This is a genomic window from Ilyomonas limi, assembly GCF_005233845.1.
In the GTDB taxonomy this organism is placed as follows: domain Bacteria; phylum Bacteroidota; class Bacteroidia; order Chitinophagales; family Chitinophagaceae; genus Ilyomonas; species Ilyomonas limi.
In genome coordinates, this window is sequence record NZ_SZQL01000001.1 from 769502 (window position 1) to 783775 (window position 14274).

At 41.8% G+C, this 14274-nt stretch carries 10 protein-coding genes; 9 read left to right on the plus strand and 1 reads right to left on the minus strand.

The annotated features are described in order from the left end of the window. From FC093_RS03025 to plsY, 9 genes are all read left to right on the plus strand, one after another. Positions 1 to 669, plus strand: coding sequence for a DJ-1/PfpI family protein (locus FC093_RS03025; protein ID WP_137260239.1), 669 nt, complete (start codon positions 1 to 3; stop codon positions 667 to 669). 105 nt (positions 670 to 774) lie between these two features. Then, positions 775 to 1674, plus strand: a complete 900-nt coding sequence (locus FC093_RS03030; protein ID WP_137260240.1) for a methyltransferase domain-containing protein — start codon at positions 775 to 777, stop codon at positions 1672 to 1674. Positions 1675 to 1990: 316 nt separating this feature from the next. Further along, positions 1991 to 2659, plus strand: a complete 669-nt coding sequence (locus tag FC093_RS03035) for a GNAT family N-acetyltransferase (RefSeq protein ID WP_137260241.1) — start codon at positions 1991 to 1993, stop codon at positions 2657 to 2659. 125 nt (positions 2660 to 2784) lie between these two features. Beyond that, on the plus strand, positions 2785 to 5229 hold the full coding sequence (locus FC093_RS03040; RefSeq protein WP_137260242.1) for a TonB-dependent receptor: 2445 nt from the start codon (positions 2785 to 2787) through the stop codon (positions 5227 to 5229). A gap of 223 nt (positions 5230 to 5452) precedes the next feature. Beyond that, on the plus strand, positions 5453 to 5896 hold the full coding sequence (locus FC093_RS03045) for a thioredoxin family protein (RefSeq protein WP_137260243.1): 444 nt from the start codon (positions 5453 to 5455) through the stop codon (positions 5894 to 5896). A 118-nt stretch (positions 5897 to 6014) separates the two neighbouring features. After that, entirely contained in the window at positions 6015 to 6287 is a 273-nt protein-coding gene (gene rpsO / locus FC093_RS03050; RefSeq protein WP_137260244.1) for a 30S ribosomal protein S15, read from the plus strand. A gap of 179 nt (positions 6288 to 6466) precedes the next feature. Next, the gene (gene pnp / locus FC093_RS03055; protein WP_170970976.1) at positions 6467 to 8632 is read left to right on the plus strand and encodes a polyribonucleotide nucleotidyltransferase; all 2166 of its coding nucleotides are present in this window, start codon (positions 6467 to 6469) and stop codon (positions 8630 to 8632) included. A gap of 142 nt (positions 8633 to 8774) precedes the next feature. After that, positions 8775 to 9599 (plus strand): 50S ribosomal protein L11 methyltransferase, encoded by an 825-nt coding sequence (gene prmA / locus FC093_RS03060; RefSeq protein WP_137260246.1) that lies wholly within the window; start codon positions 8775 to 8777, stop codon positions 9597 to 9599. 79 nt (positions 9600 to 9678) lie between these two features. Next, positions 9679 to 10341, plus strand: coding sequence for a glycerol-3-phosphate 1-O-acyltransferase PlsY (plsY, locus tag FC093_RS03065; RefSeq protein WP_137260247.1), 663 nt, complete (start codon positions 9679 to 9681; stop codon positions 10339 to 10341). Between the two features lie 641 nt (positions 10342 to 10982). On the opposite strand, the gene infB is transcribed toward plsY, so the two are convergent. Continuing rightward, entirely contained in the window at positions 10983 to 14171 is a 3189-nt protein-coding gene (infB, locus tag FC093_RS03070; RefSeq protein ID WP_137260248.1) for a translation initiation factor IF-2, read from the minus strand. Between the last annotated feature and the right edge of the window lie 103 nt (positions 14172 to 14274).

A 14274-nucleotide genomic window follows, 5' to 3' on the forward strand; every position in this document is an offset into this window, starting at 1 on the left:
ATGGATATCGTCATTCTTCTTTATAAAGGCTTTACGGCATTAGATGTGGTTGGACCATATGAGGTACTAAGCCGCTTGCCCAATGCAGTTGTAAAGTTTGTGGCAAAACAAAAGGGCATTATTGAAAGTGAATATTCAAGTATGAAAATGGTAGCCACCCATACACTTGAAGAAATAGAAAATGCTGACATTTTAATGATTCCTGGCTCGACTACAGCGTTTTTAAATGTGGTTAAAGATGCTGAAACATTACACCATGTTCAGCGAATTGATGCAACCACCCAATGGACAATAAGTGTGTGTTCGGGAGCTGTTCTACTGGCTGCTGCCGGGCTTTTGAAAGGGAAAGCCGCTACCACTCACTGGGGTTTATTGGACATGCTTTCAAAATTTGGAGCCAATCCTGTTGCTGAAAGATACATTCAACATGGAAAAATTATTACTGCTGCCGGTGTAAGTGCCGGAATTGACATGGCATTGTATCTGACAAAAGCAGTTGCAGGAGAAGCCTATGCAAAGATGGTACAATTGATAATAGAGTATTATCCGGAACCGCCCATAAATATTTCTGATTTTTCTGCTGTGCCAAAAGAAGTGGAAGAAGCGGCCAGAGCATTTTTTAAAAAAGAAATGATGAAAATGAACATAGCTGCTGCTGCAATGAATTGATACTTGTAAAAGTCAAAACCTGCTACTGTTGGTAGCAGGTTTTGACTTTTAGAAATTGAATATAAACAGGTTCTCATTAATTTTGAACAAGTAGTGTTAATTTCTATGGCTTGGCAGGATTTAATAAAACTTCAGATAGATAGCAACAGGCAACTTAACCTGGTTTCTTCAAGGCATGAGAACGGCTTTCATTTTGCTGGTACGACACAGGAATTGATTAAGAGAATTGTAAACAATTTATTCTCTTCAGAAGAAGAAGAGGAATTGCTGCTTTATACTACACAAGTAACGCTTTCGACTTTATACCAGATAAATCAATACTACCAATTCGACCAACAGGCAGAAAAGCAACTGAAAAGCATCTACAAGCAATTGCTACTTGATATCAAAATCGAAAGTGATGGTGAACCTGACTTTGATAATTTAGCAAAAACACACTACCTGCGATTACAAAAATGGCTGATTGCACAACACCCTGAAACGCTGACCTATTATCCTACTACACAGCCAGTTATTGAAAATACCGTTGTATGTGCCGAATACAGTGCATTAACCCAATTAAACACGTTAGGTATTTCTATAACCAATCTACAAGAACCTATACTTGATGTTGGCTGTGGTAAAGAACACAATTTGGTGAACTATCTACAGAAAAAGGGATATAATGTTTACGGTATTGACCGGGATATTGTATCTTCTGAAAATTTAGTCCGGAGCAGCTGGATGGATTATAAGTTTCAACCCGATCATTGGGGAACGATCATCAGCCACTTAGGATTTACCAACCATTTTATCCATCATCATCTGAAGGCAGGCAGCGACCACTTGCTTTATGCAAAAAAGTATATAGAAATAATACAGTCTCTAAAGATTAGGGGCAGATTTTATTATACACCGGATCTACCATTCATTGAATTTTATCTTGACCCATATCAGTATTCAATAAAAAAGAAACAGGTGCACCAAACGCATTTTTATTCTGCATCTATTGAACGACTAAAGTGATTGCTGGTACCCTCACTGTATTCATGAATTATATAAATCTCTTCCTTTAAACTATAACAATAAGCCCTTACTAAGAGGGTAGTTTTGCATCATCAATTTATTAATCACTTAAACATTTAAACAATGGAAACAACAATCAAACACTGCGGATGCGCAGATGCAACAAGCGAAACTTCTATCTGCAACTGTGGCGATAGCTGCCCAGGCAATGGCTGCACTTGTGGTTGCACTTGCTGTGCTTAACAGAAAGTGGGAGAAGACAGGCTTCTCCCACTTTTACAAAACTTTCAAAAATTCAAATCAATAAATTTTAGTCATGTCACTTTATACCATTTCAGAAACAAATCAATTGCCTTCCATCAAAACACCTGAAGGGTTAAGAGTGGAAGTATGTACAGATGTGATGTTACTCTCTTTAATGGCATCCACAACCGTTGACGAAATAATAAAGCGGCTGGCAAACGATCATTTGGCCTTTGTTGCATACATCAACAATCAGCCTGCTGCTTTTGGTTGGATGGCAAGTGGAAAAGCAAAAATAGGAGAGCTGAATCACGAGTTAATTCTGCCCGAACGAAACAGGTACCTGTGGAATTTCAGAACGCTGGAAGCTTATCGCGGACTGGGTATCTATCCTGCATTGTTGCAATTTATCATTCGGTATGAGCGCCACAAAGCCAACAGGTTTTGGATTATTCATGCACCTGAAAATAAGTCTTCTTTAAGAGGTATCATAAAGGCAGGTTTTAGCTATGTTGGTACGCTCTACACAAAAGCCAATGGTAGCATTTACATTGAAGCTACTGGTTTTGCAGAAACGCACTGTACTCTTTTAGCATCTATGGGCATTCAACCATCCTACGAAACACCGGCTTCGTGCTGGAACTGCAGTAGTCCCTTTATCAAAAAGAGAATGCCTGAATGTTGTTGTTCCAATGCCGGTGAGGTATGTACCGATAACACCATTCTTTCTATAGCGTCCTGATCCAAAAAATTATAGCAACAGGCTTCTAAAGTGATGTTTAAAACATCGCCAGGGGAAGTATTATGCTAAAACAATTCCAGTAAAAACTAAACAACAAAAATTCATAAACAACAAAAGACTTACAAATGAAAAAAGTTTTACTTGCCATTGCTTTACAAGCATTAAGCGTGGCAGCATTAGAAGCACAGCAAATCAAAGGCTTTGTAAAAGATGAGCAAGGCAATGCCGTTAGCGATGCAACTGTTTCTTTATTAAAATCGAAAGATAGCACCGTCATCAAGCTGGCGCTATCCCAAGAAGGTAACTTTAGTTTTTACGATGTTTCCAATGATAGTTTACTCATCAGCATAAACTATGTAGGTCATCAAACTTTTTACTCTGAAAAATTTTCCTTTGTTGGCGAACCTATAATATTGCCCCCTTTTGTATTAAGCAAATTAAAAACCGGTCTGCAAACCGTAACAGTAACGGCGAGAAAAAAGATGGTTGATGTGAAAGGGGACAGAACAATTTTGAATATAGAAGGAACTATTAACGCCACCGGCAGCGATGCGCTGGAACTCCTTAAAAAATCACCTGGCGTTAATGTTGACAAGGATGAAAAGCTTAGTATAAACGGCAAGAATGGTGTTCAGGTGTATATTGACAATAAACCTACTCCGCTGAATGGCCAGGACCTGAGCAGCTATCTGAAATCTATTCCCTCTGCTCAGATTGAAGCTATTGAAATTATTAATAATCCCGGTGTAATGTATGAAGCATCGGGTAGTGCGGGTATCATCAACATTCGCTTGAAGAAGAACAAAACAATGGGTTTTAACGGAAGCGTGAATGCAGGCATCAGCGCCAGCAAGAACATAAGATGGGAAGATGGTTTTTCAATCAACTACAGAAACAAACGGGTAAATGCTTATGGCACTTACAGCGGCAACCATGGTAAGCTGCAAAGTGATTTCGAGCTGCACCGTGTAGTAAAGGATACCGCATTTGACCAGCAAAGCAGGATCTGGATGAATAAGAACAACCACACATTCAAAACAGGCGCAGATTATACAGTTAGTGCGAAAAGTAATATAGGTGTCATGGTTAACGGAAACATTGCTGCACCTGAAGTTACCAATCTGAATATTACGCCTATATCCTATTATCCTACCGGTGCTATTGATAAAATATTGGTTGCCGGAAATTTCACAAAGCAAAGAAACACCAACATCAATTCCAATATCAACTATAGCTATAAAGATACATCGGGTAGAACCCTGGTTGTAAATGCCGATTACGGTTATTACAACAACAAGCAGGATCAGGTGCAACCCAATTTGTTTTTTGATGCAACAGGCAAGCATACATTATATCAGCACAACTACCTGATCGTTTCTCCAGCCCGTATTGATATTTATTCTGTAAAGGCTGATTATGAACAGCGTTTTGCAAAGGGTAAATTAGCATTGGGTGGCAAGTTTGGATACGTAAAAACCAATAATGATTTCAACCAATACAACGAAGCGGGTAATGAATGGGAATTGGATAAAGACAGAAGCAATTTTTTTGGTTATAAAGAGAACGTGAACGCAGCTTATATCAATTATGCAAGGGAACTGAAAGGTATTGCCATCCAGGGCGGCATCAGGGCAGAACAAACCAATGTGGAGGGAAGCCTGAAAGGTTTTAAGAAAATGGGTAGTGATTACACTGCAGAAACATTCACATTCAAAAAAGATTATCTTGATTTCTTTCCAAGTGTAAGCATTACCATTGCTCCTAAATCGCAAAACCAGTTTGCATTATCTTATAGTCGCAGAATTGACAGGCCAGTGTATCAGGATTTAAATCCCTTTGAATACCGCATCAACGAATATACTTATCACAAAGGCAGCGTTGATCTACGTCCGCAATATACCAATACCATCAGTCTTACACATACATTCAGGTATAAACTAAATACAACATTGAGCTATAGCCATGTAAAAGATGTATTTGGCCAATTGGTAGATACTGCACAAGGTGTTAAAGGCTATTTGGTAAATAGCAATATTGCCAGCCAGAATATTACAAGCCTCAATATCAGCTATCCCTTCCAGTACAAAAACTTCAGCCTGTTTACCAATGTAAATACTTACTACTCGGCGTACAAAGCAGATTTTGGTGCAGATCGTAACATCAACCTGGATGTATGGGCAGTGCATATTTATGCACAAAGCAGTTACCGTTTTGGTAAAGGCTGGGCGGCAGAGATAAGCGGATTTTATACATCGCCTGCTATCTGGCAGGGCACTTTAAAAACAGCTTCGATGTGGAGTGCCGATGCCGGTGTGCAAAAGCAAATATGGAAGGGCAAAGGAGCCATTAAAGCTACTGTGAGTGATGTATTTAAAACGATGAAGTGGCGTGCTACCAGCAATTTTTCCGGACAAGATATTGCAGCAGCCGGCAGGTACGATAGCCGTCAGTTTAAAATAAACTTCACTTACCGTTTTGGTAACCAAAAATTGAAAGCAGCACGCCAATATAAAACCGGACTTGAAGAAGAAAGCAACAGAGCGCAAAGCAGCGGCGGGTTAGGACATTAATTATCTAAAAATAAAAGATGAAGGCTGTTATCCATTTATTCACTATCGCCGGGCAGTTTTAGCAAAGCAATATAACTATGAATGATGGTGGCAACACAAATACCATCAGCTTAAAAGAAGCTGCCCCAAATGGCAGCTTCTTTTTGTATGCTACGATATTTGCAGTGGTTAAAAATAGAGTGGTTTTATTACTTTTATTTTTTACAATGTATATTGCCCGGGTATGAAAACACTATTCGTCCTTTTGCCTATCCTCTTTTTATCAGCAAATAGCTCTTACAGCCAAATTCATTTTGAGCCGCTTTCGTGGCAGCAGGCTCTAGGAAAAGCAAGGGAAGAAAACAAAATGATTTTTATTGATGTATATACGACCTGGTGTTCCTATTGCAAGCAAATGGATGCACATATTTTTTCTATGAAAGCAGTTGGTGAGTATCATAATGAACACTTTATCAATTTAAGAATTGATGCAGAAAGAGGAGATGGCATTGCTATCAGAAACAGTTACCGGCTGTTGGGCTTTCCAACTTTTTTGTATCTTGACCCGCAGGGGACAGTAATTCGAAAAACTGCCGGTTATCAAAATAAAGAGCAACTGTTGTACAACAGCCAACTGGCATTTTCTTTATTCACAAAACCATCAGTCGATTCGTTAGCAAAACAATAAGATTGTTTGTAGCGGTTAATTTTTAATAAATATTTTCCGGATTCAGCAACTTTTATATTACTTTTGCCGCCCGAATATTAGATGTAAAATTTTGGATGCAATTTAAAAAAGTATTGAGATGCCTTATTTAACTACTGAACAGAGATCAAATATTTTTGAAACGTACGGCGGAACCGCCCAGAATACGGGTTCTATAGAAGCCCAGATTGCGATACTTACAGAGCGTATCAGCAGCATTTCCAAGCACTTACAAGCAAATAAAAAAGACTTCTCTACCAACCGCGGTTTAATGCAGATGGTAGGTAAGCGCAAACGCCTGCTGGCTTATATGCAAAAGCACAACCTGCAGGGTTACCGTGCATTAATTGAAAAGTTAGGTCTTCGTAAATAAGCATCTATGCTATAAATCATTTATTCCCAACTGGAGTTGTACAACAGTTGGGAATACTTTTTTATACGATAAGTGTTTGCCCGCAATTATTTTTGTTAACCTTGAATTTGTACGCTGCAACCTCTTTTTCCCACCTTGTGAGGTGCTGTGCAAATTCAATTTCTATTTATTTATAAATTATGCTAACTCAACCAAAGAGTGTATCATTTGACCTTGGTGGTGGCCGCGAGGTGTTTATCGAAACCGGCAAACTGGCACGCCAGGCTGACGGCGCCGTAACCATAAGACAAGGTAAAAATATTATACTGGCTACTGTGGTAGCTAACAAAGAACCCAAAGAAGGTCAGTCATTTTTCCCGCTAAGCGTTGACTACCAGGAAAAATTTGCTTCTGCCGGCCGTATTCCGGGTTCCTTTTTTAAGCGTGAAGCGCGTTTAAACGATTATGAAGTGCTCACAAGCCGGCTGGTAGACCGTGCCTTGCGTCCGCTTTTCCCCGAAGATTATTTATGCGAAGTACAGGTGCTCATTACACTGGTATCAAGCGACGAAGAAATATTGCCCGATGCGCTGGCTTGTTTAGCAGCATCGGCTGCTTTTGCGGTATCGGATATTCCTATTAAAGAAATTATTTCCGAAGTGCGCCTTGCCCGCATTGACGGCGAGTTTAAGGTAAATCCTACCCGTCAGGAAATGGAGAATGCAGATATGGATTTCATCATTGCCGCCACCGAAAAAAACCTGATGATGGTGGAAGGGGAAGCAAAGGAGTGCAGCGAAGAAGACCTGGTAAAAGCATTAGAATTGGCACATAATGCCATTCGTGTGCAAATAAAAGCGCAGCAGCAATTAAGAGAGCTGGTAGGCATTACCGGCAAGCGTGATTATACAAAGCCGGAAGAAAACGAAGCACTGAGAGATGTAGTAAAGAGTTTTGCAAAAGATAAAGTATATGCTATTGCCAAAAGCGCACTGAGCAAACACGAGCGGAGCGACAAATTTCATGAGATCCGTGATGAACTGATAGATTCTCTTGGTGAAGATGCCGATGATTTGCAGAAGCAATTAGCCAAAAAATATTTTGGCGAACTGGAATGGGAAGTTGTTCGCACCATGATTTTAGAAGATCGTGTACGCCTTGATGGACGCACACTCGACCAGGTACGCCCGCTGGCAATGGAAGTAGATCCGTTGCCTACCCCGCATGGTTCTGCATTATTCACCCGTGGCGAAACGCAATCACTTACTACCGTAACGTTGGGTACGCCATTGGATGAATTACTAATAGAAACTGCTGCCACTTCCCACGAATCTAAATTCTTTTTACACTACAATTTCCCGCCTTTCTCTACCGGCGAAATCAAGATGATGCGTGGTCCGGGACGGCGCGAAGTAGGACACGGCAACCTCGCCATGCGCAGCCTGAAGCAAATGATGCCGGGCAATGAGTATGCTTATACCGTTCGTGTAGTAAGTGATATTTTAGAGTCGAATGGTTCCTCATCTATGGCTACGGTATGTGCCGGTTCATTGGCACTGATGGACGCCGGTGTGCCAATTCCCAAGCATGTAAGTGGTGTTGCAATGGGCTTGATTACCCGCGAAGATGGCAAGTATGCCATTCTTACTGATATTTTGGGTGACGAAGATCACCTGGGCGACATGGACTTTAAAGTAACCGGCACACGGGAAGGTATTTGCGGCGTGCAAATGGATATTAAGGTAGATGGATTGAGCATGGAAGTAATGCGTGAAGCATTGGAGCAAGCCCGCATAGGCCGCCTGCACATTTTGGATGCGATGTATGAATGTATTCCTGCGCACCGCGAAGATGTGAAACCTCATGCACCACGTATGCTGAAGCTAATTATTGATAAGGAATTTATTGGTGCAGTAATTGGACCAGGTGGTAAAATAATACAGGAAATACAAAAAGAAACCGGCACCACTATCAATATTGAAGAAGTGGGCAATTTTGGTGAAGTAAGCATTTTCAGCAGTGATAAAACCGGTGCCGAAAAAGCGCTGCAGTGGGTGAAAGGTATTGTAGCCGTGCCGCAGGTAGATGAAGTATATGAGGCAACAGTAAAATCTATCCAGCCATACGGTGCTTTTGTGGAGTTCCTGCCTAAAAAAGAGGGCTTGCTGCATATCAGTGAAGTATCGTGGAAGCGCCTGGAAAATCTGGAAGGCGTGCTGAAAGAAGGCGATAAGATAAAAGTAAAACTGATTGGTATAGATCACAAGACCGGCAAATTCAAGCTGAGCCGCAAGGCATTGACTCCAAAGCCGGATTTTAATAAACCACGCCAGGAAAGCAGGTCATCCGATAATCAGCCGCAATAATTTTAATGTATAAATTTATTAAAACCCTGATGCAAGCATCAGGGTTTTTTATTTTATTTGGCTGCCAGGCAGAGATAGGAGCATGGTTCACCAGCATTCTTGGTGCATCTTCGCACCTTAGCCTTTCAACAACACACATATAATGAATACACCAAATTATATAGAAGTTATTTTTAATGATATCAATGCAGCGCAATCAAATATTTTAATTGCGCTGCTTAACAATTGTGGTTTTGAGGGTTTTGAAGAAAGAGAGGAGAAGCTGAAGGCTTATATAAGCGAAAGAGATTTTGATACGGCGGCTTTTGCTGAAATTACAAGTCCGTATCGGCTTAGCTACCATATACATATTGTGCCATCGCAAAACTGGAATGCAGTATGGGAAGAACAATTTGAGCCGGTTTCAGTACATGATTTCGTAGGCATCCGCGCACATTTTCATCCGCCGTTTGCTGGTAAAGTGGCACATGAAATTGTTATTACCCCCAAAATGAGCTTTGGCACTGGCCACCATGCTACTACCTGGATGATGATAGAGCAAATGCAACAGATTGATTTTGCCAACAAGCAAGTGCTGGATTTTGGTACGGGTACTGGTATATTGGCTATTGTAAGTGAAAAATTAGGTGCTGCGCACATATGGGCGATAGATGTAGATGAATGGAGTATTGAAAATGCAAAAGAAAATATAGCACGCAATAATTGTGGCGCCATTAGCCTGCAACAAGCAGATAAGGTAGCAACAGGTGAGACGTATGATGTAATATTAGCAAACATTAATAAGAATATTATCCTGCAAAATATACAACGGCTGAACGATTGTTTAGCCACGGGTGGTTGCTTGCTAATAAGCGGCTTACTGGCTGAGGATGAGCCGGATATATTGGCGGAAATAAGCTCATTACAGGTAACCCATAAACGCACAATGCACCGGCAGCAGTGGATTGCAATGCTGTTTACCCGTTAAAATTTCCTTAGAGGAAACATTAATAATCAATCGAAAGGGTGAATTTCTTTATATTTGTTACTCTCCAACTGAAAAGCTAATGCCAGAAGCACTATTAATTATTCTTGCGTATATGATTGGTTCTATCCCAACTGCCGTATGGATAAGTAAACATTTCTTTGGGATTGATATACGTGATTATGGTAGCGGCAATGCCGGTGCTACCAATACTTATCGTGTGCTCGGTTCTAAATGGGGCACGATCGTAATGATTGTAGATATGCTCAAAGGCGTGATTGCAACTTCTTTATACATTACACTGCCTTATTACACAGTACTGAGCCATGAGGTGGACAGAACCAATATGATGATTGGGCTTGGATTGGCGGCTGTACTTGGGCATATTTTTCCAATCTGGGCTAATTTTAAAGGTGGCAAAGGCGTGGCTACCTTGTTCGGAATGATTCTAGCCATTCAGCCTATCGTTGCAGCCTCATGTGTGGGCGTATTTCTGATAGTATTATATCTTACCCGTTTTGTGTCGCTTAGTTCTATTTTATCCAGTGTTGCCTTCGCAGTGTTTATTCTATTTATTTTTAATGATGATGTGCAACTATACCGTATTTTTTCGGTAGCCGTAGCCCTGATGGTTATTTTAACACATCAGAAAAACATTAATCGTATTATCAAAGGTACGGAGAGCAAAGTGCCCATTTTAAAGCACAGGGATCGCCGACGTCAAAAGAGGAGAGAAGAATTGTAAATTTCTTTTCGGCCTTCATTTATTTCTTGCTAATATTTTACTTCTCCAAATTATTCTTCTTTACAGGCAGATTATCTGTATATCCTACAGCTATACCGCGGTGTGTCAGAAAATTTAAGCTGAACAGCCTATCCGAAAATGGATATAAGTAGCCGCTATTTATAAGTAGAAGGATCTATATATTAAAATAAAAAGGGCGTGTATAGAAATACGCGCCCGGAATCCAATATCGCTATACAATAGGCAATACCAATGCCAATTAATTAAATTATTGATTTATAATGATATATATAATAAGCATAGTTGAATGTAGTATCGGAATGGGAAGATCATTTCAAAAAATGGAATTTTTGAATAACAGGGAGTAGGAATAGGCGCTATAATATATACTTAACTTTTATAAATAAATCTGTATAGGCTGAATTATGCTACTTGGGTACGTCCCTTACCACCGGAGTGATAGTCACACGGCAATGAGGCAAGTTGAAAGATTTATGCAGCAGCCTCACATCAGACGGAAGTATAAATGAATAAGTAGAGGATTTCCGATGGCCCTATAGACTAGCAAAGGCAGCACTGTAAATAACAAAAGCCCTCATAGTGAGGGCTTTTGTTATTTATACTACTTATTTTACAAATGATTACAATGTACGTTTTATCTCTTCTTCTTCAAAGGCTACAATGGTATCTCCAACATTGATGTCTGAGAAGTTTTTAACAGTCAAACCGCACTCATAACCTGCTGCCACATCTTTCACGTCATCCTTAAAACGCTTCAAACTACCTAATTCGGCAAAACCGCCTTCTGTTCTGGGGTATATTAATATACCGTCGCGGAACAGGCGTATTTTGCTATCGCGGCGTATTTTACCGTCAGTAACATAACAGCCAGCTACCGTAGCTTTATCAAACTTATACACTTCACGTATCTCAACAGTAGCCACTTCTTTCTCCTGTATCTTAGGTTCAAGCAAGCCTTCCATTGCGCTCTTCACTTCTTCTATTGCATTGTAAATGATGGAGTACATCTTTATTTGTACGCCTTCGTGATCTGCCAGTCTGCTGGCTTGTGTGCTTGGGCGAACGTTGAAACCTATCAGAATTGCATCGGAAGCGGTTGCCAGCAATACATCACTTTCTGAGATTTGACCTACCGCTTTGTGTACTACATTTACCGCAATTTCGGGTGTAGAAAGCTTCTGCAACGAGTCGCTCAATGCTTCTACCGAGCCATCCACATCACCTTTAATAATGATATTCAGTTCTTTAAAGTTACCTAATGCCAAACGGCGTCCAATTTCATCCAGCGTAATGTGCTTCCTGGCGCGTAAGCCTTGTTCCCGGCTTATCTGCGCACGCTTGGTAGCCACATCTTTAGCTTCTCCTTCATCTGCATACACTTTAAATTTTTCACCAGCCTGCGGAGCGCCGTTTAAGCCTAAAATCTGCACCGGCGTAGAAGGTGGTGCTATATTCACGCGCTGATTGCGTTCGTTGAACATTGCTTTTATACGCCCATAGTATTGACCCGAAACCATGAGGTCTCCAACTTTAAGTGTACCATTTTGCACCAGCACGGTGGCTACATAGCCACGTCCTTTATCCAGCGAGGCTTCAATAACACTTCCTGATGCTTCCCGGTCGGGATTGGCTTTCAGGTCTAAAATTTCGGCTTCCAGCAATATTTTCTCCAGCAACGCATCTACATTAATACCCTTTTTGGCAGATAGTTCCTGGCTTTGGTATTTTCCACCCCATTCTTCTACTAAAATATTCATTTGCGATAGCTGCTCGTATATCTTTTGTGGGTTAGCCCCTTCCTTATCTATTTTATTTACGGCAAAAATCATGGGTACACCGGCTGCCTGCGCATGGCTGATAGCCTCTTTGGTTTGGGGCATCACGGCGTCATCGGCAGCTACCACAATTACTGCAATATCGGTAACCTTTGCACCGCGGGCACGCATGGCTGTAAACGCTTCGTGACCTGGGGTATCGAGGAAAGTAATGCGCTTATCACCAGCCAGACTTACCTCGTAAGCGCCAATATGCTGTGTAATACCACCTGCCTCGCCAGCTACTACATTGGCACTGCGGATGTAGTCGAGTAACGAAGTTTTACCATGGTCCACATGCCCCATAATAGTAACAATCGGAGAGCGATGTTCCAATTCTTCTTCGGCATCTACATCTTCGCCATCTTCCTCATCCTCCATATCATCCAGACCTAAGAATTCCACTTCATAGCCAAACTCACCAGCCACCAATTCTATTACTTCAGCATCAAGACGCTGATTGATAGACACCATAATGCCGAGACTCATACACTTGCTGATGACTTCGGTAAAGTTAACATCCATCAGGTTGGCTAACTCGCTTACCGTTACAAACTCTGTAACCTGCAGCTTATTATCCTCACTTACGTTCATTTCTTCGGAAGCCTCGTGGCGCCGTTCGCGGCGAAGCTTCGCTTTCATACTCTTGCCACGTCCGCTTTGTCCGGTAAGTTTAGCCTGGGTTTCGCGTATTTTATCCTGAATTTGCTTCTGGTCAATTTCTTTATCATCCTGGCGTGGAGGGAAACGATCATTGCGTCCTTGCCCGTGACCGCCACCATGATGCCTGTTGCCGCCACCTTGCTGGCTGCCGGGACGTTGTGGCTGAAAGCGATTGCCGCCTCCTCCATGCTGACCACCCTGGTTGCCCTGCCCTTGACCAAAAGGACGACCGCTTTGATTGCCACCACCATGCTGTGGTCCACGCGGATTATTAATGTTGCCGCCACCCCTGTTAAAAGGCGGATTGCCACCACCAGGAGCGCCGGTACGTGCCTGCGGGTTAAAGTTGGACTGACCGTGAGTTGCTGCTGCCCCTTCTCCTTTTTTATCCACCGGAATACGTTTGCGCTTGCGCTTTTCATCTCTGTCCCGGGTGAAATTTTTAGGGCGGGTATCGCTGTCAACCGGCAAAGTAATTTTGCCTAATACTTTAGGTCCTTCCAGTTTTTCTGCTTTAATATTTTCTATTACAGGTGCAGTTTCTAACTCTGCTGTTTCCATGGGCTGTAAATCTTCTTCCGGTATTTCTGGTGCCGTAACAACAGGAGGCTCCGGCTCAACAGTACTTTCCGGTACATTGCTGGGCTGAACGCTTGTAACAGGCTGCTGCACTTCTGTTTTGGGGATTGTTTTTCTGGGACGTGTAGATGAATCTATAGCAGATAAATCAATTTTATCTACCACTTTAGGACCTTCTAATTCCGGTGCTTCCAACCGAATGACAGCAGGTTCCGGCTCTTCTACCGGCTGCGGAGCAGTTGGGGCAGGTGGTGCATCTGCAGATGGTGCAGGTTCCTGCTCAGGAGTAGCCACAGGTGCTTCCTGCCGGTTTTCCTGTACTTCCGGTGTTGCTGCTGCCGGTTGCGGTATTTCGGGTACCGGCTCGGGCTGCGGTTCGGGCTCTTCCACCTTTACTGCTACCTCAGGTGCCGGTGCAGGCGCAGGTTTGGGCTCTTCCTTAACTACAGGAGGAGCCGCAGGCACTGAAGCTGCTTTTCTTTCTTCTCTTTTAAAATTAATTTCTTCGTCTTCCCTGCGCTTACGCTCACCCTGGGCTTTAGGAATTTCAATAAGATCGGCTTTGTTCTTAATTGCTTTATCACTTTGAAACTCCTGCTGTAGAGCGCGGTACATGCCCTCGCTCAGCTTTGCCGTTGGCTTTAGCTCATCGCGGTTAAAACCTTTGCCCGCCAAAAAATCAACAAGGGTATCTTGTCCTATGTTAAACTCTTTAGCGGCTGCCAATAATCTTGGTAATTTCAGTTCTGACATTCAGTTGTTTTTAACCTTGCTCCAACTCTTTTGTATGAATAAAAGTAGATGAATTTTTCCGGAGCACTTCAATCGGTTAGATTTTAAATTTTTTATTTAATAA

Bases quoted from the DNA above. Each gene is read 5' to 3' on its own strand.
- rpsO (WP_137260244.1), top strand. From the start codon at position 6,015: ATGCCTTATTTAACTACTGAACAGAGATCAAATATTTTTGAAACGTAC.
- FC093_RS03025 (WP_137260239.1), top strand. From the start codon at position 1: ATGGATATCGTCATTCTTCTTTATAAAGGCTTTACGGCATTAGATGTG.
- infB (WP_137260248.1), bottom strand. From the start codon at position 14,171: ATGTCAGAACTGAAATTACCAAGATTATTGGCAGCCGCTAAAGAGTTT.
- FC093_RS03030 (WP_137260240.1), top strand. From the start codon at position 775: ATGGCTTGGCAGGATTTAATAAAACTTCAGATAGATAGCAACAGGCAA.
- FC093_RS03040 (WP_137260242.1), top strand. From the start codon at position 2,785: ATGAAAAAAGTTTTACTTGCCATTGCTTTACAAGCATTAAGCGTGGCA.
- FC093_RS03045 (WP_137260243.1), top strand. From the start codon at position 5,453: ATGAAAACACTATTCGTCCTTTTGCCTATCCTCTTTTTATCAGCAAAT.
- plsY (WP_137260247.1), top strand. From the start codon at position 9,679: ATGCCAGAAGCACTATTAATTATTCTTGCGTATATGATTGGTTCTATC.
- FC093_RS03035 (WP_137260241.1), top strand. From the start codon at position 1,991: ATGTCACTTTATACCATTTCAGAAACAAATCAATTGCCTTCCATCAAA.
- prmA (WP_137260246.1), top strand. From the start codon at position 8,775: ATGAATACACCAAATTATATAGAAGTTATTTTTAATGATATCAATGCA.
- pnp (WP_170970976.1), top strand. From the start codon at position 6,467: ATGCTAACTCAACCAAAGAGTGTATCATTTGACCTTGGTGGTGGCCGC.